We start from the raw sequence: 19,884 nt of genomic DNA, 5'->3' as shown, positions 1-19,884 counted from the left end.
AAAGGCGCCTCCCGCAAAGAAGGCGCCTTTCGCTTTTACGAGCGTTTGAACCTAAGGAGATTACGGTAGCGCTACAGTGTTGTACTGTGTCTCGTCTACCTTAGGAATTCTGGCACCGTATTTTGCATTAATTACATCAATGAACTCGTTTGCTACGAGTGCGGCTCCTCTTGGCGCAAAGTGAATGCCATCAAGGCTGAAAACGTTGCCTGTCACGAAGGTTGAGTTATAAGCTACGCCATTCTTAGTAAAACCTGTGGCCAGTCTATTCATGTATGCGTTGAAGTCACCCAGTGCCAAACCTTTAGCATCTGCAATTGATTTGATTGATGCGTTATAGCTGTCTGTGTACTCTTTGATGATAGCTAGCTCAGATTCGGAAAGAACAAGTTGATCTGGAAGCGGTGTTCTCGAGCCCGCGCCTTGGCATTTGATCAAATCGGAAGCAGGCAAAAGGATAAGTTCTTTTGAAGTGGCTTTACGAGGTATACCATCTTCCATTACAACAAATGCGTTAGGACCTGCCTGGAATGTAATGTGGTTCAAGTTCTGGGCTGCATACGCTGCAGTTAGCTGTGTCGCCTGCTGGTCTGTCAATACCAATGCGTTGTAAGGCACAGTGGTAAAGTAAGGGATTTTTGTAACATCAGGGAGATTGCCCAAAGCCCCTTTAGCTCCTTGAGAAGTAAGCTGGTTTACGATAGTAGCAATGTAAGCTGTAAACTGATCCTTGTTAGTTGGAAAGTCAGCACTACCCTGTGCCGGTGTACCACCAGCCAAAGCATAGCCAAGCACATCGTTGTTACCGATCCACAGAGTGAAGAAGGTAGGGTTTTGAGCCATCGCATCGGCCACCACGCTTGTGGATGGAGCTGAAGCAAAGCGCACAAAGAACGGGTTAGCAGTAGCTGGTTGCGTCATTAGACCAGCCGGGTTGCCATAACCAGGAGCCAACAAATGGAATGACTTTGCACCTGGTACACCTAAGTTATTATAAGGCCCCTGCACAGTTGGTATAACTTTTCCGAAGAAACTTTGGTCAAACAAGTGAGCATTTCCTGCTTCCACCGGTGCTAAGCCAACAGTTCCATTGCAGTCAGGTTGCAGTCGCAATACTCTTCTTTGTGGAACCTCCACGATGCTTGGATTCGAAGGATTGGACCTAGGGCTACCCGCACTTATACCTTCCGGCATTAAAGGCTGTCTGAAGTCGGTACTGCCTCCTACTGCTTCAAACTGCTGTGCGAGTATGGCCGGATAAGATGCTTGCTGCCCTTCACGGTATAGTGCCCCATCAGCGAAGCCAGCTGTCAGAGAGTTACCCAAAGCCACATAAGTACTAAAATCTGCTTCCCCTGAACTGGCCGCGGGGGTGTCAATCTCAGGGTCGCAGCTTGACAAAAGCACGCCAGCCAATACAGCCAGCGCACTCGATTTATAGAAAAACTTTTTCATATAATTTACTAAAGAAAATTAGAATTTGAAGTTAACACCAATACCTGGGATGTAGGCAACCGCCTTAAATGTTCCAGGTATACCACTAGACAGATCAGCGTTATCTGTTCTTTCTTTTCTATTGATATAAAGGAAAGAGGCATCGATGCTGATACTTTCAGATACATTAAATCCTATCCCTGCAGAAAGACCGCGTGAGTCAGAGTCTGGTGTCTCAGGGGTTAAATACCCTTCCTGCACAGGTGTTTTGTCCAGATAAGCACCAGCACGCAGGGCTAACGCATCTGTCACCATGTACTCACCACCTATACGGTAAATAAAGGTGTTCTCATAATTTCGGGCGGCTTCAGATGAAGGGCTTCCGGCTACAGGTTGGCTAAAGTCGAAGCGAAGTCTCTCATAAGCACTCCAACCTACATGGCTCACGTCAGCGGCTAGTGTCAAACGCTCGTTTGGCTTAAAGCCTATACCTACCGATAAGGTTGAAGGCATTGGCAGCTCTGCATTGAAGGTAGTACCCTCAGGGAAGTTGGCACGTGCAGCCGTAGGAATGTTGCTGAACATCACATCGCCACCTTCCACGCTTATATCTACTTTAGAGCGGTAGTTTACACCTATCGATAACTTATCGGTTGCCTGGAAGAAAATGCCCGCGTTGAATCCAAACGCCGACTCAGCATTGCCATCCAATTCGATAGCACCTTCTGTGCCGTCCTGATTCTGCACTGGCAGCGAACGCTGCAGGTTTACGCTACCTGCCACATAGGTAAGACCCACGCCTATACCTAGTTTATCGGTGATAGCGTAGCTAACAGTAGGCTGAACATAGATTGCCTGCAGTTGCAATTCATTTAGGCCGTATCGGCCGCTCCATTCGTTGCCCCAATTCACTGTGCTACCGAAAGGAGTATACACGCCAAGACCGGCAGAGAATTTTTCATTTATTTTATAAACTCCATATACTTGGAAAGGAGTACCCAACGGGTTATCAGTACGAGCCGTAACGCCCGCAGACTCAGGAGCTGAATAGGCAATTCTGGAGACAAGCGCACTACCGCCTATCGTTACGCCGCTGTAGCCCATGTGGCTCATGGCACCAGGGTTGAAGAAGATACTGGACGTACCTGTCAGAAGGCCCGTGCCCGTGTGGCCCATACCTATCTGGCGCTGGCTCGCCAGGTTAACCTGGTATCCGCCGGCCATGGCCGTACCTGAGAGCAGGGCGCTACCTAATAAGGCTAAGATTTTGCTTTTCATAAAATGCGACTTGTTTAAATGTAGGGTGTTAATAAGGTAAAACAAATATATAAAACATTCATACTTCCTAAAGCACATACACTACCTTTTTTCAAATAAAATCAGTCTTTAGTCGAAAAATAATCTGTTCCCTCCGGACTGCTCTGAATAAAGCTTCCAAAAAGTAGTTTTTTTGATGCGAAAGCTATCCCAGAAGGGGATTCTGCGTTTATAGAGTCTCAACTTGAAACCCAAATGAAGGAACAATACGACGTGATTATAATTGGCGGGGGGCCTGCTGGTCTGAATGCCGCCATGATACTGGGGCGTTCGCGCCGCAAGGTGCTCTTGTTTGACAGTGGCAAGCCCCGCAACCGCTGGGCCACCAGCATGAATGGCTTTTTGTCCAGTGACGGGGTGAACCCGCGTGATTTTATAAAGAAGGGGCGCGAAGAACTCGTAAAGTACGGCGTGCAGATAATAGACCGTGCCGTGAAAACTGCCACCTATAGCAAAGGGCAGTATGTAGTAGACGACGAGGACGAAAATGTATACCACTCACGCAAGATGCTGCTGGCTACCGGCCTCAGAGATGCCCTGCCCGAAGTGGAAGGGATAGAAGAACTGTACGGCCAGAGTGTGCACCACTGCCCTTACTGCGACGGCTGGGAAAATCGTGACAAAGCCATTGCTGTATACGGGAAAGACCGCAGCGGCATAGGCCAGGCCCTGGCCATGAAAAACTGGAGTGATGATGTGACCTTGTATACCGACGGCACCCAGAAACTCAACAACAAAGACATGGAGTTGCTCAACCTAAACGGGGTAAAGGTATGCACGGAAGCCATTGTACGTCTGGAGGGTGAGGAGGGCATGCTGCAGCGAATTGTTTTAAAGAACGGTCAGTCGAAGGAACAGGGGGCGCTTTTCTTTTCGGGCGAAACCAGTCAGCAGTCAGATATTGGCCGGCAGCTGGGCTGTGAATTTACCGGCAAAGGCGTCATCAAGACGCGACGCCTCCAGCAAGCCAACATTCCGGGCCTTTATGTGGCCGGTGATGCAGCCCGTGACATGCAGCTGGTGATTGTGGCGGCAGCTGAGGGCGCAAAGGCCGGGGTGGCCATCAACATGGAGTTGCAGCAGGAAGACAGAGTAAAACCTTAGGCCATGTTGGCAGTAGCATCGCTGGCTTCCTGGGTGGGGCTTGGCAGATGCTGCTCCACAGGCTGAAAAAGGTGCTCCTTCAGGCAATAGCGGTATCCTTCTACCAACATGTGCATGATCAGGTGCTCCACGGCAATGGGTTGGTTTTCGGACACTTGCCTTGTGTTAGAGAACCGGATCTTGCTGGCATCAATGATCGTCACGACTCCCGTCCCGAACACTTCTATTTTATCTCCCTCTTTGATAATAATACCGGTTTCTTCGCTTAGCCCTACTCCCACATATGCCGGATCGTGTGCCACAGCATGGGCCAGTCGCCCGAAGCGGCCACGCTCCACAAAGTGCGTATCGATATATACATGGCTGATAAACCCGAAGCCGATCGTGGTTTTCATCTCTCCTTTGATAAGCGAGTAGTGACCGTAGCCATCATAGATCATGCGGTCTGACATGACGGCGGCCCCTGCGCTGGTGCCGGCTATGATGATTGGCTCCTGGTGGTAACGGCGACGCATGATCTCGAGCAGCTGGGTCCCGTTCAGAAACTCAGTTAAACGAACCTGGTCCCCTCCCGTAAAAAAGATAACGTCAGCCTGCTGGATGCGGCTGATATACTCTGGCTGGTCAGCGGCGTGGTTTTCGTCGATGAGCATGAACTGCACACGGTCACAGCCTAGCTCTTCAAAGGCTTCTTTGTATGCCTTCCCAGACTCTTCTGGGTCACTGGTAGCAGTTGCTATTACTTCGATACGGGAATGTATCGGACATATCTCAGACCTGATCAACTTAATTAAGTCATCATCATACCCACCTCCGAGCGCTATTAAGGTACCTTTATACATTGGTGCTCCAGTTTATTTGACTATTCACGTTCTCTTCACGATAAACGCCTCTATACTTTACAATTAAGTATCCGAAAAGATTTGAACAGCACGACAGTCTGTTAGAATCCTGTTCGTTTTCGAACAAACACCTGTACGCTATTGGACGATTTAAGTAGACAAACCATTACCTTAAATTCACAAATTGCTTATTATCAGCACTTTATCCGATTGGCACATAAAATGCAATATGCTAATCATAAATAAAAAAAAATTTAGGAGCGCCAAGCAACCTTTTACTTAACTCCTCTATCTATTAAGTACTTACAACATGAAACGAAAAACCTTTTAAATATTAACAATTATGAAAATCATCATCTTATTATTCGCCATAGTACTCGGCTTCGGAGCCACCTGCAAAAAGACAGCAGACGATATCAGAGTAACAGCCGCCAAGTACAAACTGCAGCAAGAGCAAAAAGAGCTACGCAGCTACCCTAACCTGTTGCCAGAAGTGCTGATCGTAGCACCAAAGGCCTAACATCCTGACCGATCTCAACCCAAAATAAATCATCTTAACCTGAATGACTATGAAAATCCTGATTCTTTTGTTTGGACTTACAGCCGCCTTCGGTGCTGCTGGCAAAAAAACAACCAGCGACCTGAAAGAGATGAAGCATCGCCAGGAGCTAAAGGAGCTGCAGCGTTATCCTAACCTGCTTCCTGAGGTAGTGATTACCATTTCGCGTGACTCCCTGATAAAGTAGCATACCTGATTATACCTGTTTCTTAACCCCGCCATTAGTACTAAATAAAACCATGAAAATCATCATTCTTCTGTTAGCCTTGGTAGCCGCCTTTGGCTTCGCCATGAAAAAAACCGTTGACGAGCGTATGCTGCTGGCTGATCGCTTGCAACAGGAGCGCCTCACCTTGCTTTATAGCACCGAAGCTCCTGCTTCTCAGCCTGTGGCCATGCTGTAACACCGCCACCTTTTTCAGGGCCTGCGCCAAACCGTATAACAAAGCTTATATCTGGGCCCAGCATCTATTAAGTTATTTCCTGCACCACCGTTACGCTCCTGCACAGACAGGGGCGAACAGAAAGATATTGCCCTTATAACAGCAATCGCCCGACCTGAATGGGGTCAGGCGATTGCTGCTAATTTTCCTTTTTCTTAAAAATCTTGTTCAGGTCAATGCGCTTCTCGGGTTCAGGCTCAGGAGCAGGCTCCTCTTTTTTACCGAATGGCCATACCTTCTTTTTAGGCGGCTCCGGCTCTTTCTTCTTGCCAAAAGGCCAACCGGATTTCTCCTCTTCTACCTGCTGCTTGCCAAAAGGCCACAGTTTCTTTTTCTCTTTTTTCTCGGGAAGGATCACATAACGGATCGAAATGCCTGTGGCCAGGTTTACCCAGTCTTCGTGGTTGAAGTGCAGGGCTGGTTTCACGTCGGCTGAGAGCAAGATAGGCAAGCCGTTTATCTTATACTCCACTCCCACGATGGCATCCAAGCCCGTGAACACGCCCTGGTCTTTCAGGTTCCCGATGTGGCCGCCGCCGCCCAGGTAGTAGTTGAAGCGCTTACCCAACATAGGCCAGTGGCGCTGGTAAAGCAAGGTGCCGCTATACTCCCGCGAACCTACCAGTGCTATACCTTCCAGTGTGGTTTTCTCTGCGATGCGCTGCTGAACGGTAGCTCCAAACTGGTCGCCACCGAGTCGTATACCTGCTGCTGTTCTGTACTTCTGCGCCTGGCTGGCCGTAGCCGCACCCGCCATCAATAGTATCGTAATAAAAATCTTCTTCATGGTTTGTATCCGGAGTCTGACTCCTGCCGCTGCAAATATCTTACCTATTCTGTACAAATAGTGCAGTGCAATGTCAGCACGCCGATGTTTTTTTGAAAAGAACTCATGGATACCGTAATGCACTACTGCGAGAACTGGACTATGGGAACGCCAGCATTGGCCAGACAGGTATACCTGAGCGGAGAAATTGATGATAGCTATACCTTAATAGTCGCCCTTAAAACCGCCACGGCTGGCTTTTTTATCGGATTGGCGGCGCTTGCTTTCGAGGCGCTTGCGCACGGATGCTCGTGTGGGCTTGGTAGCTTTGCGCTTTTTCTGTCGGGTAAGGGCCTGCCGGAGCAGCTCATAGAAGCGCTCGATGCACTGCTCCTTGTTCTGCAACTGGCTGCGCTCCACCTGGCACACTATCTGCAGAAACCCCTCGTTATTGATGCGGCTGGCTAGCTTCTCCTGCACCAGTGCCTTTTCCTCGTCCGTCAGCAGCTCTGAGTCGCCCACATGGAAGCGCAGCTCAACCTTGCTGGCTACCTTGTTCACGTTTTGCCCGCCGGCTCCCCCACTTCGTGAAGCCTGAAAGCTCAACTCCCGCTCAAATTCACGTTCTCTTATATCTGTCATACCTATGCTATACCTTCCAAATCTGCCTTATAGCCACTCCTTTATACCTGTTTACTAATAATATCAGGCAAATATGCGTCTTTTCAAGTTTTTAAGCGTCTTTTGTGAAATTTTTGATCACCTTATACTTATTCTATGAAAATGTTACGCTTTGTCTGCCTGTTTATGCTGCTTGCACTTCCGCAACTCACGCAGGCTGTAAACAAGTCGTTTTACTTCACTACTTCTGACGGTGTGCAGCTATACGTGCGTATGGCAGGCGAGGGCAAGCCTTGCCTCTTCATACATGGTGGCCCCGGCTCCTGGAGCAAGTATTTCTATGCCCTCGGCGGCGATGTGGTAGAGCAGAACATGACCATGATCTACGTAGACCAGCGGGGCTGCGGTCGTTCCTCCAGTTCCGAAACCAAAGATTACTCCCTGGCCCGTGTTGTGCAGGACTTTGAGGAGCTGCGCGAGCACCTCGGCTATGACAAGTGGATGATCATGCCGCACTCATTCGGGGGCACTATCGCAACTGAATACGCCTACCAGCACCCGAAGCGTGTAAGCGCTGCCATTTTCGTAAACTCTACCCTATACCTGAACGACGCTCTGGAAAGTTACATCAAGAACGGCGCACGCCTGCTGGGCAAGCCTGAGACAGAGTTCCGCAAAACCGGCGGCTCTATTGGCGAAGCACTCAACGGAGTGGCTTATCAGCTTAACCAGCAGGGCGTGATGTACAAAATGATGTATCCTAAAAAGGAAATGTTTGACCAGATGAACGCTGTGATGGACACCACCATCAACTGGGACTTCGGCTCCAAGGTATGGGACTTCCCGGAATATGCGCAAGACTTCACCATCAAAAGCGCCTCGCTCAAAATGCCGGTACTGGTTATATCGGGAAACAACGACTTGTCGGTCGGCCCCGAGCACTATCGTCTCTTCAAATTCAAAAACGCTACTTACCGACCGATGGACACTGGCCATTGTCCTTATCAGGAACAAACGGCGCTCTTTCACGAGCATGTAAAGTCCTTCCTGGCGAAGGTAAAGTAATCAAGTCTACCTACCTAGGCAAGAAGGGGCAGGCCGCATCGGTTTGCTCCTTTTTTTGTGCCAGCAGCCTCACACGAAACCAAAGCGCGAAGCATCGCCGTATGCCATAGAATAAATTTGTGGCTATACCTATGAACGAAAACAACAACACGCTCCGAATCGGCTACCATGCCTCGCACGAACAGTTTAAGCCAAGTGAGCTCCTCCAGTATGTGCAACAGGCCGAGCAAGCGGGCTTCAATGCCTCCATGTCATCCGATCACTATGCACCCTGGAGCCTCGACCAAGGCGAAAGCGGTTTTGCCTGGTCCTGGCTTGGAGCTGCAATGCAGGCCACCAAACTGCCATTCGGTATAGTCAACGCGCCAGGGCAGCGCTACCATCCGGCCATCATCGCACAGGCCGCCGCCACGCTTGCCGAGATGTTTCCGGAGCGCTTCTGGGTAGCCATGGGCAGCGGACAATACATCAACGAGCAAATTACCGGTGATCACTGGCCCGTGAAGCAAGACCGTAACAACCGGCTGAAGGAGTGTGTCGACATTATCCGGGCACTTTGGGACGGCGAGACAGTAACGCACCACGGCCTGGTGAAAGTAGAACAGGCCAAGCTCTATACACGCGCCAAGGTAGCTCCTAAAATCATCGGGGCAGCCATAACCGAAGAAACAGCGGAGTGGGTGGGCAGCTGGGCAGACGGCCTGATCACTGTGTCCAAGCCTCCGAAGGAACTGAAGAAAATGGTGGAGGCTTTCCATAGGGGAGGGGGCGAAGGCAAACCTATGTACCTGAAAGTGCAGCTCTCTTACGCCAAAGACGAAAAGGAGGCACTGCAGGGAGCTCACGAACAGTGGCGCTCCAACATCTTTCCGAGCGCTGTACTATCTGACCTGCGCACGGCCAAGCAGCTGGAGCAGGCGGCCATGTTTGTGCGCGAAGAGGACCTTCGGGAGCATGTTCGGGTATCAGCCGATCCAAGTCAGCACATCGAGTGGCTGCAGCAGGACATCGACCTGGGCTTTAGCCAGTTGATTCTGCACAACGTGAACCTGGGGCAGGAGCGCTTTATTGAGGTGTTTGGCGACAAGGTTGTGCCGCAGCTTTTAAGATAAGGTATAGCACTTCCACAAAGCATGTTTGGCTATTAACTTATAGCGTATAAGCACGTTACAGGTATAACACGTCACGTATAAACGCCCTATGAAATGGTCCCTTAACCTTGGCAGAATAGCGGGAATCAAAATTCTGGTGCACTGGACATTCCTGATCCTGATCGGCTGGATCGTGTTTTCGGAAATGCAGCGCGGCTCTGATCTGACTACCACCCTTTTGTCGGTTGCGTTTGTGATGACCATTTTCCTATGCGTGGTACTCCACGAACTGGGCCATGCCCTTACGGCAAGGCGCTATGGGGTCAGCACCAAGATGATCACCCTGCTCCCTATAGGCGGTGTGGCTAGTCTGGAGCGTATACCTGAAAACCCGAAGCAGGAACTTATGATCGCCATCGCCGGCCCTGCCGTGAATGTGGTGATCGCGTTTGTGCTATGGTTGATACTGCCTTCTTTAAATGAGCTACCCGGCGAAGAGTTTTTCAGCCGCATCACACCGGCTAACTTCCTATACCTGCTGTTCTTTGTAAATCTGATGCTCGTGGTGTTCAATGCTATACCTGCTTTCCCGATGGATGGCGGTCGTGTGCTGCGGGCTTTGCTGGCTTTCAAACTGAGCCGTGTGCGTGCTACTCAGATAGCCGCCAACCTGGGGCAGATGCTGGCTATGTTTTTTGTGTTTATCGGCTTTTTCTACAACCCTTTCCTGATCCTGATCGGTATTTTCGTGTTCTTTGGCGCCTGGTCTGAGAACATGATCGTGCAGCATCTTGACTTCCTGCGCGGCCACCTGGTGCGCGAAGGTATGATGACCAATTTTGTTACCCTTGCGCCTACTGAGACGGTGCGCCAGGCCTTAGGGAAACTTCTCAATGGCTCGGAGCACGACTTTGTGGTGGAGCAGGAAGGACAGGTGGTTGGCACGCTCACCCGCATGCAGCTGATACAGGCCGTAAAAGAAGAAAAGATAGAGAGTCCCGTGTCGGATATTATGACGCAGGAAGTAAGGGCCTTTAACGTGCAGGACAAGCTAGCCGAGGCCTACACGGAACTTCAGAAAACCAAGGCTCCACTCTACCCGGTACTCGAAAACGGCCGTCTCGCCGGCGTGATCAACAGGGATAATATAAATGAATTCATTCTGATAAAATCTGCCTTGGCTCATTAAATTTAAAACTATTGCTGCCTGGCAAAAGCTATACTTGATTTACTGCTCCTGACACACAATTTTATTATATTTGGCAACAAACCACGCATACCTCTGCACATCCTTTTGCGTAATAGAACGTTATGGCCGCTTAGGAATGCGACATCCTAATTTTATCGATAGCAAAACTGACAATCCGCACCAGTCTATGACCACCATACTCCCAACACCTGACCGTTTGTGGTCACGAAGCGCTGCCATCCTGTTGGCACTCCTTCTTTCGGTGATTTCCTTTGCGGCACGCGCCTCTGAAGACCTGCACATGGTGCCTATCCCACTTGAGGAGCGCATAAAAGCGGCTGACATCATTGTGGAGGGCGAAGTAGTAGCTCAAAGATCATTCTGGGATGCCAAACAGGAGTTTATTTACACAGCACATACTGTCCGGCTTTTCAAAATATTCAAGGGAGAGGTAAAGGAGCGTCAGGTAGAGGTGATCACGGATGGTGGTACCGTTGGCCTGGCGATGCACACCGTTTCATCAGCACTTCAGCTGCAAAAAGGGCAACAGGGCATGTTTTTTCTGAGCAGAGGTGCTCCTACAGGTATAGTTGCCAGTGCAGCTTCCATCATTGCCAGACCATACGCCAGTCGGCAGGGTTTTGTGCGCTATGATATAGAACGGGGTACGGCCGCCGATCCGTTCAGGCAGTACAAGTCGGTGCAGGAGGTATACCAGACGGTGACTTCCCGCATGGGGCAACAATATAAAACTGTAGTAGCGAATGACCGGCTGGAATCAGGTATAAAGGCACAGCTGCAGCAGCAGAGCACTCAGGCAACGCAGGCTGTGGTGGTAACCAGCTTTAGCCCTGCCCGTACCAGTGCCGGCACCGGCGCCATCCTCACCATTAACGGCACAGGCTTCGGCAGTTCACGAGGCAACGGATTTGTGGAGTTTCCCAATGCCGACGACGGAGGCACTACTCTAGTCCGCCCTTATGCCTCTGACTACCTGTCATGGACCAATAACCAGATTAGAGTGAGGGTGCCTTCTTATACCCAGACAGGCGGTACAGCTGGCACAGGCCAGATAAAAGTTACGGCCAATGATGGAACTTCAGGCATGAGTGCCGGTACGCTTATAATCGAATTCGCTTATTCCAATGTAGTGGCTGAGGGTGGCAATACGCCCTTCCAGCCCGTGTTGATTGATGCAAACAGGAGCGGCGGCTATACCATACAGTTTGCCCCTAGCTTACAAAACAGAGCGGCTGCGCAGGAAGGCTTCAGGCGCGCCGTGAACAATTGGGTATGCACCACGAACGTAAATTGGATAATCGGAGCCACTACCACAACAGAGAGTTCAGCTGACGATGGCCGTAGCGTCATTCGCTTTGCGTCCTCAGCTGTAACAGGTCAGGGTGTACTGGCCCGTACAATAAGCAAGTACAGAGGCTGCGTGGCCATCAGCGGCACGCGTCGCGACACGACCTTCTGGCTTACTGAGTTTGACATGGAGATAAACAGCAGCATCACCTGGCAGTACGGCCCAGGCGCTCCAGCCACCAATCAATTCGACTTCGAAACTGTGATCCTGCACGAGTTGGGCCATGCACACCAGCTTGGCCATGTAATTTTGCCAAATACCCTGATGCACTATAATATAGGCCGCAGGACCCAAATCCGTGACCTGACTCCTCCTGATATAGCAGGAGCCAACCTGGTGTTAAACCGGAGCCTTACCCCTCCTGCTTGTGGAGGGCGTTCAGCTATGACACCAAAGCTGGATGGCGAATGCAACCTGGCCTCAGAGATCTTTACCTTCGACGCTGCCTTCACAAATGCCGGTGCCGTGGAAGTAATCTGGACAACCAGCACGGAACAAGGCATAACCCGCTTCGTGGTGCAGCGCAGCCCGGACGGGCAGGAGTGGGAAGACGTAGGTGAAGTTCCTCCCTCCGGACAAGCCCGTGACTATACCTTCACAGACAGCAATCCGCTGCCTCGCCGAAGCTATTACCGTTTGCGTGTAGTCTACAGCAATAGTTCTGAAGCATTTTCGGGCAGGGTGCAGGTGCTTAATCCGAGTGATCTGCGCATTTTTAGAGTATACCCTAACCCGATCGGACTGACTGCGAATGCTGACGGCACCCCTAGCGAAACCCTCCGGGTTGAGTACCTGGTACGTAGCACTTCCGACCTTCGCCTGCAGCTATACGACTTGCAGGGCAGACTCGTGCGTGACATGGAAGCAACTGTAACCGACGCTACCGACATCATTGAGATCAATGTATCTGACCTGGCGACGGGTACGTACGTGCTGCGCTGGAGCGAGGGCAACAACAGCGGCGTCACGAAAGTAGTCAAAGTGCAGTAAACAAAAAGGGAGGCTGTCGGCCTCCCTTTTTGTTTGTTACTAAACATTTTACTCGATGCTTACGCGCTTGCGGTTGTTGGTATTTGTTTGCTCTTGTTTCGGTACCGTTATTTTCAGCACCCCCTCTTCGTAGCGTGCTTTTATTTCTTCTGCTTTTACGGCATCCGGTAGCTTAAATGAACGGCTGAATGAGCTGTAGTTATATTCACGGCGGGTATAGTTATCCTCTTCTGTTGTAGTATCCTGCTCCTTTTGGCTGCTGATAGTCAGCATACCTTCGTCCACATCTACTTCAAAATCATCTTTTGCCATACCTGGGGCAGCCAATTCAATAGTGTATTCTCTGTCGTTCTCACGGATGTTAGTGGCAGGCATATTCCGCATAATCTGCCGCCCGATCTGCGCCGGCATTCTTAGCAGGTCATTCTCAAAAAAACGATCTACGTCGCTGAAAAAGTCTGTGAAGAAAGACCTGGGTGTGAGGCTCTCTCCTCCTGTGCGTTCTTTTTTCATTGGCTTCATAGTGGTACCTCCTTTTGTTTTGGTTGAACATTCTGGGTCATTAGTCCCACCGGAACGGGTTGACCCCACTATTTTCTACGCCTTGATTTTTTTATAGTTTACCCCTGAATAAAAATAAAAAAATCACCCAGAAACAATAGTCTGTTTCTGGGTGATTTTCAGGGTTAAGGTTTGTTTTCAGATGTCAGGGCATACACTCCAGGAGCATAAGCGCATACCCGACGCAGGGTTTAGTCAGTAGCTCGCATGTTGTTTTCACAGCTTGGAAAGGGACAGTCTGTTTTTCATTGCTCGGAATAGGCTCGAGTAACTATACAAATGTTGTAAAACATTATCAGTACAAAAAGGAGAGTTTACCCTCCAAAGTAACTTTAAAAATAGAGCTATAAACATTAACTATTAGTACATAAAAGCCCTTTTTACATAACAAGGCAAGCCTTTGACAGCCACAAAAACACCAAAGGTAACATTCGGAAATCCTATGTTATTGTTGCAACAGCCAATCTTTACAACTAACTATAATCCTTGTGACAAAAAGTATGGTAGTATAATAATAGTGAGTATGCTATATTTGACAAGTTAAGCGTATCGCTTAATGCATACCTATGGCTAAGAGAAGACGAAAGTTTACACAATGCCCTAACTGCGGCTATACCTTTGAGGAGGTAAACAACTACTGCCCCAACTGCGGGCAGGAAAACCACGACCTGAACGTTCCAGTGAAGCACCTGGTGGAAGAGTTCTTTGAGAGCACCTTACACTATGACACGAAGTTCTGGCGTACACTCAAGTACCTGATTACCCGCCCAGGTTACCTGACAGAGAAATTCAATATAGGCCAGAGAGCATCTTATGTTCCGCCGTTCAGGCTATACGTGTTTGTGAGCATCTTTTTCTTTACCGCTATCGCCCTGTTTGCCTCAGAAGGGCTTGTGGTGAATGATGGAGAAGGTGCAATAGAAAAGCTCGAGACCACCAATCCTGAAGCAGCCGCCCAGGTCATGAAAGCAGATTCGGTGACCAGACCATTAGTTGGACTAACCCCGAGCGATACAGCAGCTGTTATACTTAATAAGGAGGTTGACAATAAGTTTAGAAACTTTGTTAAAAATCAGGAACAGGCACGACAAAAGCTGTTGAAGAACGTTTCATTCATGATGTTTGTGCTCATGCCGTTCTTTGGGTTCATCCTATACCTGTTTTACCGATCACAGCGTCGCAATTACGTGGAGCACCTGATGTTCTCTGTTCATTTCCATACCTTTGTCTTTCTGCTGATCATGCTTGCCATACTGGTAGAGGTGATTTTTAGCAATATGGACACCAATGGATTGGTGTTTTTGATCAGCATGGCTTATTTATTCTTTGCGCTACGCAATGTATACAAGGAATCGTACCTGCGCACAGCGATTAAACTAATACCGATCGGCTTGACTTACCTGGTATCACTGGCCATATTATTTGTAGCGACTGTGGGCATTAGCGTGCTGCTCAGTTAATTTATACCTTATTACTGCATGACTCCTACCACCACCTGGGAACGCTTAATTTCAAAGAAACGCTTCGAAACAACCGAAAGCAAGTACAATTCAGATGAGTCGGTGCGCGGCGAGTTTCAGCGTGACTACGACCGTATTGTATTCTCCTCAGCATTCCGTCGCCTGCAGAACAAGACGCAGGTGATGCCGATGCCTGAGAGCGACTTCGTTCACACTCGTCTAACGCACAGCCTGGAAGCTTCGGTGGTCGGACGTTCACTTGGCCGTATTGTAGGCAAGAACATCCTGGAGCGCTACCCGGATCTCACTGGCGATAAGAACATACAGGAAGCTGACTTCGGCGACATTGTGGCGGCGGCCTGCCTGGCACATGATATTGGCAACCCCCCGTTTGGTCACTCCGGTGAAGATGCCATCTCGGCTTATTTTCTGAGTGAAGTCGCGCAGCCTTTCCTAACAAACCTGACAGATGCCCAGAGAGCAGATCTGCAACGCTTTGAAGGCAATGCGGCAGGCTTCAGGATACTTACCTATACCTACCCGGCACATTGTAATTTGCCGGGTGGCCTTAGCCTGACCTACACTACACTCGCCACTTTCACCAAATACCCAAAAGAGTCACTCCCGGTAATCGTTGGCACCCAGAGTACCAGCGAAAAAAAATATGGCTTCTTTCAGACTGAAAAGGCCTGGTTCAACACGATTGCCCAGGAACTGGGACTGCTCACAAAAGGAGATGACCAGGTGTTTTACCATCGTCATCCTTTAGCATTCCTGGTCGAGGCCGCTGACGACATTTGCTACCGCATCATCGATTTTGAAGACGGGCTCAAGCTCGGTTTGGTGCCGCACCAGCAAGGTATAGCCCTGTTGCGCCAAATCCTGAACGATGACCCCAACCGTGTTTCCAGCCTTACTTTTTATGACTGGCGCGAAGAGATCGGTTATCTGCGGGCCCGTATCATTGGGAAATTGATTCAAGAGACATCGCAAATCTTTTTGCAGCACGAAGAATCTATTTTGGCAGGGGGTTACGACAAGCCCCTTATCAACGAGCTCAGCTGTAAATCCGTGCTAGACGAAATCAAAAGTCTCTCCATAGAATTGATTTATCGCAACAAGCCAGTGCTAGAGATAGAAGCAGCAGGCTTTGAGGTGTTGGGTGGTTTATTGGATGCCTGTATGAAAGCCGCTTTCCGCCACGATTCTAAGCACCACCGCAAAATAGCCGACCTCATTCCGCCACACTATCTGCAGCTACCCGAAGGCGCTTCCGATTACGAGCGCATCATCCACATCACCGACTACGTGACCAGCCTCACCGACCAGGCTGCACTCGGGCTGTATCGGAAGATAAAGGGAATTGAGTTACCGAGGATGTATTAAGGATTGGGCATGACATTAAGAATTTGCAAACTCTGCTAAGAAAGAATGCCTCATCGAGCTGCTGGAGTTTTACCTACTCCCCCCCAAAATCCCCCCATTCATCTGCTTCTCTCCCCGGTTAGTAGAGCAATCCTCTGTGTTCAGCTATTTGTGGAAAAACCATCCGGTATTTAGATTAATTTTATAGTTTCTATAACACATATTGTGTGTAGAGCATTACTATTCCTAAACAATCATTTTATGAAACGTAAGCTTATCCTTTGCCTTATGTGGTGCGCTACAGGCTTTGCTGCCTTCGCCCAGACTAAGAGCAATAAGATCGAATTCACGGAGTACACGCTCCCGAACGGGCTGCATGTGATCCTGCATCAGGACAACTCCACTCCTAACGTGGCAGTGTCGGTGCTGTACCATGTGGGTTCTAAAAACGAGGTGAAAGGCCGTACAGGCTTTGCGCACTTCTTCGAGCACCTGATGTTCGAAGGCACAGAGAACATAGAACGTGGCCAGTACATGAACATGGTGCAGGCAGCTGGCGGCTCCCTCAATGCCAACACGTCGTTTGACCGCACGTACTATTACGAGCTGTTGCCTTCTAACCAGTTGGCGCTTGGCCTTTGGATGGAAGCCGAGCGTATGGTAGGTGCTAAAGTAGACGAAGTAGGCGTGGAGACGCAGCGCAAAGTAGTGCAGGAAGAGAAGCGTATGCGCGTAGACAATCAACCATACGGTACTATCCTCGAGAACACATTTGGCCTTGCCTATACGGAGCACCCTTACAAGATCACACCGATCGGCACGTTTGAAGACTTGAACAACGCGAAAATCGAAGAGTTCCGCGACTTCTACAAAACCTTCTATGTGCCTAACAATGCTACGCTTTCTATCGCCGGTGACATTAACATCGATGAGACGAAGAAACTGATCGAGCAGTATTTCGCTAAGATCCCGAAAGGCACGCAGGCTATCCCAAGACCAAACATTGTGGAGCCTGCCCAGACCGAAGAGCGCCGCAAGATCGTGTATGACAACATCCAGCTGCCAGCTGTGATCCAAGCGTACCACATACCGGCGCAAGGCACGGAAGACCATTATGCGCTGTCTATGCTAACTACGTTGCTTTCTGGCGGCAAGAGTGCCCGTATGCCGAAAGCGATCGTTGACAAGCAGCAGAAAGCGGTTGCCGCCCTTTCTATACCTTTCCCAACTGAAGATCCGGGCCTGTTCCTGACTTATGCTATCGCTAACATGGGTGTGGATGTGAAGGACCTGGAAGCCGCTGTGGATGCTGAGATTGAGCTTGTGAAAAAAGAGCTGATTAGCGAGCGTGAGTTCCAGAAACTGCGCAACCAGATGGAGAGCCAGTTTGTGCAGCAGAACAGCACGGTGGCCGGTCGCGCCGAGAACCTCGCCAACTACCACGTGTATTACGGCGACGCAAACCTGATCAACAACGAGATCGACCGCTACATGAAAGTGACGAAAGAAGACATCCAGCGTGTAGCCAACAAGTACCTCACCAAGAACAACCGTGTGGTATTGCACTACCTGCCAAAGTCAGCTCAACAAAGCAATTAATTTTAGATGACGATGAAGAGAATATACAACATACTCCTTTTGATGCTGGCGCTCACTACGGTAGCCACAGCTCAAACAAAACAAACGCCTCCCCCTGCTGGTCCGGCTCCTAAAATAGAGCTGGGCAAGTACGAGCACTTCACCCTGAAAAACGGTCTGAAGGTATACGTTGTGGAAAATCACAAATTGCCAGTGGTAAACATGTCACTGGTACTCGACCGCGATCCGATCCTGGAAGGCGACAAGGCAGGTTATGTAACGATGGCAGGTCAGATGATGCGTACAGGCACTAAAACACGCAGCAAAGATCAGTTCGATGAGCAGGTGGACTTTATCGGCGCCAACCTTTCGTTCAGCTCGACCGGGTTCAGCGCTTCTTCTCTTAAGAAGAACCTGCCGACTTTGCTCGACCTGACTGCAGATGCACTCCTGAACCCGAACTTCACGCAGGAAGAGCTGGATAAGGTGAAAAAGCAGATGGCTGCTAACCTGGCGTCTGAGAAAGACAACCCAGACGCTATTGCAGGTAAAATCCGTAACACTTTGCTTTTTGGCAAGAACCACCCGAACGGTGAGTTGACTACTGAGAAATCTGTAGAAAACGTAACACTGGCTGATATTCAGAACTACTACAACACGTATTACCGCCCGAACATCGGCTACCTGGCTGTAGTAGGCGACGTGACGCCGAAGGAGATGAAGAAGCTGCTGAACAAATCGTTTGGCAAGTGGAAGAAAGGCAACGTGCCGACTCACAACTACGATTTGCCGAAGCACAACAGTAAGACTCAGGTAGTGATCGTAGACCGTCCGAGCGCGGTACAGAGCGTGCTTTCGTTTACAAACCCTGTTGACATGAAGCCGGGTGCCGATGACTACGTAGCCACTCAGGTGATGAACACAATTCTGGGTGGTGGTAGCACGGCTCGTCTGTTTATGAACCTGCGTGAGAAGCACGGCTACACCTACGGTGCTTACTCCTCACTATCATCTGACAAGATCCTGGGTCGTTTTAATGCCTCTGCCAGCGTACGCAATGCCGTAACTGACAGCGCCACAACCCAGTTTATGTACGAACTCAACAAGATCAGAACGGAGCCTGTAACTGACAAGGAGCTTGCATATGCAAAAGCTTACATCACGGGTAACTTTGCCCGTGGCCTGGAGAATCCAGGCACTGTAGCCATGTACGCTATCTCGACTGCCCGCTACAAACTGCCAGCTGATTACTATGCCAACTACCTGAAGAAAGTAGATGCCATCACAACAGCCGACGTACAGCGTGTAGCACAGAAGTACGTACGCCCTGACCAACAGTACATTCTGGCAGTGGGCAATGCCAAGGATATCGCTGACAAGCTGGTAGCGTTCGACAAAGATGACAACACCATCACGTACTTCGACGCTACAGGCGAGAAAGTAGATATGGCAGCTGCCAAGACAGTTCCTACGGATGTTACTGCAGATCAGCTTATCGCGAAGTACATTCAGGCGATTGGTGGCAAAGCGAACATCGAGAAAGTGAAAGACGTGACAGTGACCATGAACGCCAGCGTACAGGGCATGCCGCTTATTTTCAAGCAGCAGCAGAAAGGTGCCGACAAAATGCTGATCCAGATTCTGATGAACAACAGCCCGATGCAGCGCGTGATCATCAATGGCGATAAAGGCAAAATGGAAGCTCCTATGCAGGGCCTGAACAAAGACATGACCGCCGAAGAGCTTGCTTCTTCTAAGGCTGAGTCTGACATGTTCTCGATGACCCGTTTCGAAAAGTTCGGCATCAAGACAGCCGTTACTGGTCAGGAGAAAGTAGATGGTGCTGACGCTTACATCGTGGAAGCCACAGCAGCAAATGGTCAGAAGACGCTTCATTACTTCGATAAGGCAACAGGCCTGCTTCTGAAAGACGTGAAGAACATGCAGACGCCACAGGGCGCTATCACGCAGACCAAGAGCTACAAGAACTACAAAGAAGTAGATGGCGTGAAGTACCCACACGTGATTGAGACCGTTGTTGGTCCTCAGGTGATCAAAGCAGAGGTGCAGAGCGTAGAAGTAAACAAAGGCATCAGCGACGACGCCTTCAAAATTTAATACCCTTTACCC

General features: G+C 49.7%; 18 protein-coding genes. 12 read left to right on the top strand and 6 right to left on the bottom strand.

Features of this window, described 5'->3' with window-relative positions; translation table 11 throughout:
• Nucleotides 1-60 precede the first annotated feature (60 nt).
• Together AC5FXQ_RS08745 and AC5FXQ_RS08740 are read right to left on the bottom strand one after the other, a co-directional pair.
• Nucleotides 61-1,455: an SGNH/GDSL hydrolase family protein gene (locus AC5FXQ_RS08745; protein ID WP_493602087.1), complete on the bottom strand. Its 1,395-nt coding sequence runs from the start codon at nt 1,453-1,455 to the stop codon at nt 61-63.
• Nucleotides 1,456-1,473: 18 nt separating this feature from the next.
• A complete protein-coding gene (locus tag AC5FXQ_RS08740; protein ID WP_493602086.1) occupies nt 1,474-2,712 on the bottom strand; it encodes an OmpP1/FadL family transporter in 1,239 nt (412 codons plus the stop codon).
• A 234-nt stretch (nt 2,713-2,946) separates the two neighbouring features.
• On the opposite strand from AC5FXQ_RS08740, the gene AC5FXQ_RS08735 reads away from it, so the two are divergent.
• Nucleotides 2,947-3,855 (top strand): NAD(P)/FAD-dependent oxidoreductase, encoded by a 909-nt coding sequence (locus tag AC5FXQ_RS08735; protein ID WP_493602085.1) that lies wholly within the window; start codon nt 2,947-2,949, stop codon nt 3,853-3,855.
• On the opposite strand, the gene AC5FXQ_RS08730 is transcribed toward AC5FXQ_RS08735, so the two are convergent.
• Nucleotides 3,852-4,697: a cyanophycinase gene (locus AC5FXQ_RS08730; protein ID WP_493602084.1), complete on the bottom strand. Its 846-nt coding sequence runs from the start codon at nt 4,695-4,697 to the stop codon at nt 3,852-3,854. The two genes, AC5FXQ_RS08735 and AC5FXQ_RS08730, sit on opposite strands and share 4 nt — an antisense overlap.
• Before the next feature lie 343 nt (nt 4,698-5,040).
• Here AC5FXQ_RS08730 and AC5FXQ_RS08725 point away from each other — a divergent pair, with 343 nt between their 5' ends.
• Genes AC5FXQ_RS08725 through AC5FXQ_RS08715 form a run of 3 tightly spaced genes read left to right on the top strand, consistent with a single transcriptional unit; the run spans nt 5,041 to nt 5,660 of the window.
• Nucleotides 5,041-5,217 carry a hypothetical protein gene (locus AC5FXQ_RS08725; protein ID WP_155800719.1) on the top strand — a complete coding sequence of 59 codons (177 nt, stop codon included), beginning with the start codon at nt 5,041-5,043 and terminating at the stop codon, nt 5,215-5,217.
• 49 nt (nt 5,218-5,266) lie between these two features.
• Nucleotides 5,267-5,443 (top strand): hypothetical protein, encoded by a 177-nt coding sequence (locus AC5FXQ_RS08720; protein WP_155800721.1) that lies wholly within the window; start codon nt 5,267-5,269, stop codon nt 5,441-5,443.
• A gap of 52 nt (nt 5,444-5,495) precedes the next feature.
• Nucleotides 5,496-5,660 (top strand): hypothetical protein, encoded by a 165-nt coding sequence (locus AC5FXQ_RS08715; protein WP_493602083.1) that lies wholly within the window; start codon nt 5,496-5,498, stop codon nt 5,658-5,660.
• Between the two features lie 178 nt (nt 5,661-5,838).
• Here the strand turns inward: AC5FXQ_RS08715 and AC5FXQ_RS08710 are convergent, their stop codons facing one another.
• Both AC5FXQ_RS08710 and arfB read right to left on the bottom strand, forming a co-directional pair.
• Entirely contained in the window at nt 5,839-6,486 is a 648-nt protein-coding gene (locus AC5FXQ_RS08710) for a hypothetical protein (protein WP_493602082.1), read from the bottom strand.
• Nucleotides 6,487-6,690: 204 nt separating this feature from the next.
• Entirely contained in the window at nt 6,691-7,107 is a 417-nt protein-coding gene (arfB, locus tag AC5FXQ_RS08705; RefSeq protein WP_493602081.1) for an alternative ribosome rescue aminoacyl-tRNA hydrolase ArfB, read from the bottom strand.
• A 135-nt stretch (nt 7,108-7,242) separates the two neighbouring features.
• Between arfB and AC5FXQ_RS08700 the strand changes: the two genes are divergently transcribed.
• From AC5FXQ_RS08700 to AC5FXQ_RS08685, 4 genes are all read left to right on the top strand, one after another.
• On the top strand, nt 7,243-8,151 hold the full coding sequence (locus AC5FXQ_RS08700; protein WP_493602080.1) for an alpha/beta fold hydrolase: 909 nt from the start codon (nt 7,243-7,245) through the stop codon (nt 8,149-8,151).
• A gap of 131 nt (nt 8,152-8,282) precedes the next feature.
• The gene (locus tag AC5FXQ_RS08695) at nt 8,283-9,263 is read left to right on the top strand and encodes a TIGR03885 family FMN-dependent LLM class oxidoreductase (protein WP_493602079.1); all 981 of its coding nucleotides are present in this window, start codon (nt 8,283-8,285) and stop codon (nt 9,261-9,263) included.
• 88 nt (nt 9,264-9,351) lie between these two features.
• Nucleotides 9,352-10,431: a site-2 protease family protein gene (locus tag AC5FXQ_RS08690; protein ID WP_493602078.1), complete on the top strand. Its 1,080-nt coding sequence runs from the start codon at nt 9,352-9,354 to the stop codon at nt 10,429-10,431.
• Nucleotides 10,432-10,567: 136 nt separating this feature from the next.
• The gene (locus tag AC5FXQ_RS08685; RefSeq protein ID WP_493602077.1) at nt 10,568-12,790 is read left to right on the top strand and encodes a T9SS type A sorting domain-containing protein; all 2,223 of its coding nucleotides are present in this window, start codon (nt 10,568-10,570) and stop codon (nt 12,788-12,790) included.
• Nucleotides 12,791-12,838: 48 nt separating this feature from the next.
• Here the strand turns inward: AC5FXQ_RS08685 and AC5FXQ_RS08680 are convergent, their stop codons facing one another.
• Nucleotides 12,839-13,303: an Hsp20/alpha crystallin family protein gene (locus AC5FXQ_RS08680; protein ID WP_493602076.1), complete on the bottom strand. Its 465-nt coding sequence runs from the start codon at nt 13,301-13,303 to the stop codon at nt 12,839-12,841.
• A gap of 614 nt (nt 13,304-13,917) precedes the next feature.
• Between AC5FXQ_RS08680 and AC5FXQ_RS08675 the strand changes: the two genes are divergently transcribed.
• The 4 genes from AC5FXQ_RS08675 to AC5FXQ_RS08660 all read left to right on the top strand — a co-directional run bounded on the left by AC5FXQ_RS08675 (nt 13,918) and on the right by AC5FXQ_RS08660 (nt 19,872).
• On the top strand, nt 13,918-14,811 hold the full coding sequence (locus AC5FXQ_RS08675; protein ID WP_493602075.1) for a DUF3667 domain-containing protein: 894 nt from the start codon (nt 13,918-13,920) through the stop codon (nt 14,809-14,811).
• 18 nt (nt 14,812-14,829) lie between these two features.
• Complete coding sequence (dgt, locus tag AC5FXQ_RS08670) at nt 14,830-16,197, top strand: dGTP triphosphohydrolase (RefSeq protein WP_493602074.1); 1,368 nt, start codon at nt 14,830-14,832, stop codon at nt 16,195-16,197.
• A gap of 240 nt (nt 16,198-16,437) precedes the next feature.
• Entirely contained in the window at nt 16,438-17,775 is a 1,338-nt protein-coding gene (locus AC5FXQ_RS08665) for a M16 family metallopeptidase (RefSeq protein ID WP_493602073.1), read from the top strand.
• 12 nt (nt 17,776-17,787) lie between these two features.
• Entirely contained in the window at nt 17,788-19,872 is a 2,085-nt protein-coding gene (locus AC5FXQ_RS08660; protein WP_493602072.1) for an insulinase family protein, read from the top strand.
• Nucleotides 19,873-19,884 lie beyond the last annotated feature (12 nt).

Source organism: Pontibacter sp. LHS1, assembly GCF_058932855.1.
The sequence above is the reverse complement of the archived record's forward strand: the minus strand, read 5'-3'. Positions and strand labels throughout refer to the sequence as shown.

Bases quoted from the DNA above. Each gene is read 5' to 3' on its own strand.
- AC5FXQ_RS08745 (WP_493602087.1), bottom strand. From the start codon at position 1,455: ATGAAAAAGTTTTTCTATAAATCGAGTGCGCTGGCTGTATTGGCTGGC.
- AC5FXQ_RS08740 (WP_493602086.1), bottom strand. From the start codon at position 2,712: ATGAAAAGCAAAATCTTAGCCTTATTAGGTAGCGCCCTGCTCTCAGGT.
- AC5FXQ_RS08735 (WP_493602085.1), top strand. From the start codon at position 2,947: ATGAAGGAACAATACGACGTGATTATAATTGGCGGGGGGCCTGCTGGT.
- AC5FXQ_RS08730 (WP_493602084.1), bottom strand. From the start codon at position 4,697: ATGTATAAAGGTACCTTAATAGCGCTCGGAGGTGGGTATGATGATGAC.
- AC5FXQ_RS08725 (WP_155800719.1), top strand. From the start codon at position 5,041: ATGAAAATCATCATCTTATTATTCGCCATAGTACTCGGCTTCGGAGCC.
- AC5FXQ_RS08720 (WP_155800721.1), top strand. From the start codon at position 5,267: ATGAAAATCCTGATTCTTTTGTTTGGACTTACAGCCGCCTTCGGTGCT.
- AC5FXQ_RS08715 (WP_493602083.1), top strand. From the start codon at position 5,496: ATGAAAATCATCATTCTTCTGTTAGCCTTGGTAGCCGCCTTTGGCTTC.
- AC5FXQ_RS08710 (WP_493602082.1), bottom strand. From the start codon at position 6,486: ATGAAGAAGATTTTTATTACGATACTATTGATGGCGGGTGCGGCTACG.
- arfB (WP_493602081.1), bottom strand. From the start codon at position 7,107: ATGACAGATATAAGAGAACGTGAATTTGAGCGGGAGTTGAGCTTTCAG.
- AC5FXQ_RS08700 (WP_493602080.1), top strand. From the start codon at position 7,243: ATGAAAATGTTACGCTTTGTCTGCCTGTTTATGCTGCTTGCACTTCCG.
- AC5FXQ_RS08695 (WP_493602079.1), top strand. From the start codon at position 8,283: ATGAACGAAAACAACAACACGCTCCGAATCGGCTACCATGCCTCGCAC.
- AC5FXQ_RS08690 (WP_493602078.1), top strand. From the start codon at position 9,352: ATGAAATGGTCCCTTAACCTTGGCAGAATAGCGGGAATCAAAATTCTG.
- AC5FXQ_RS08685 (WP_493602077.1), top strand. From the start codon at position 10,568: ATGCGACATCCTAATTTTATCGATAGCAAAACTGACAATCCGCACCAG.
- AC5FXQ_RS08680 (WP_493602076.1), bottom strand. From the start codon at position 13,303: ATGAAAAAAGAACGCACAGGAGGAGAGAGCCTCACACCCAGGTCTTTC.
- AC5FXQ_RS08675 (WP_493602075.1), top strand. From the start codon at position 13,918: ATGGCTAAGAGAAGACGAAAGTTTACACAATGCCCTAACTGCGGCTAT.
- dgt (WP_493602074.1), top strand. From the start codon at position 14,830: ATGACTCCTACCACCACCTGGGAACGCTTAATTTCAAAGAAACGCTTC.
- AC5FXQ_RS08665 (WP_493602073.1), top strand. From the start codon at position 16,438: ATGAAACGTAAGCTTATCCTTTGCCTTATGTGGTGCGCTACAGGCTTT.
- AC5FXQ_RS08660 (WP_493602072.1), top strand. From the start codon at position 17,788: ATGAAGAGAATATACAACATACTCCTTTTGATGCTGGCGCTCACTACG.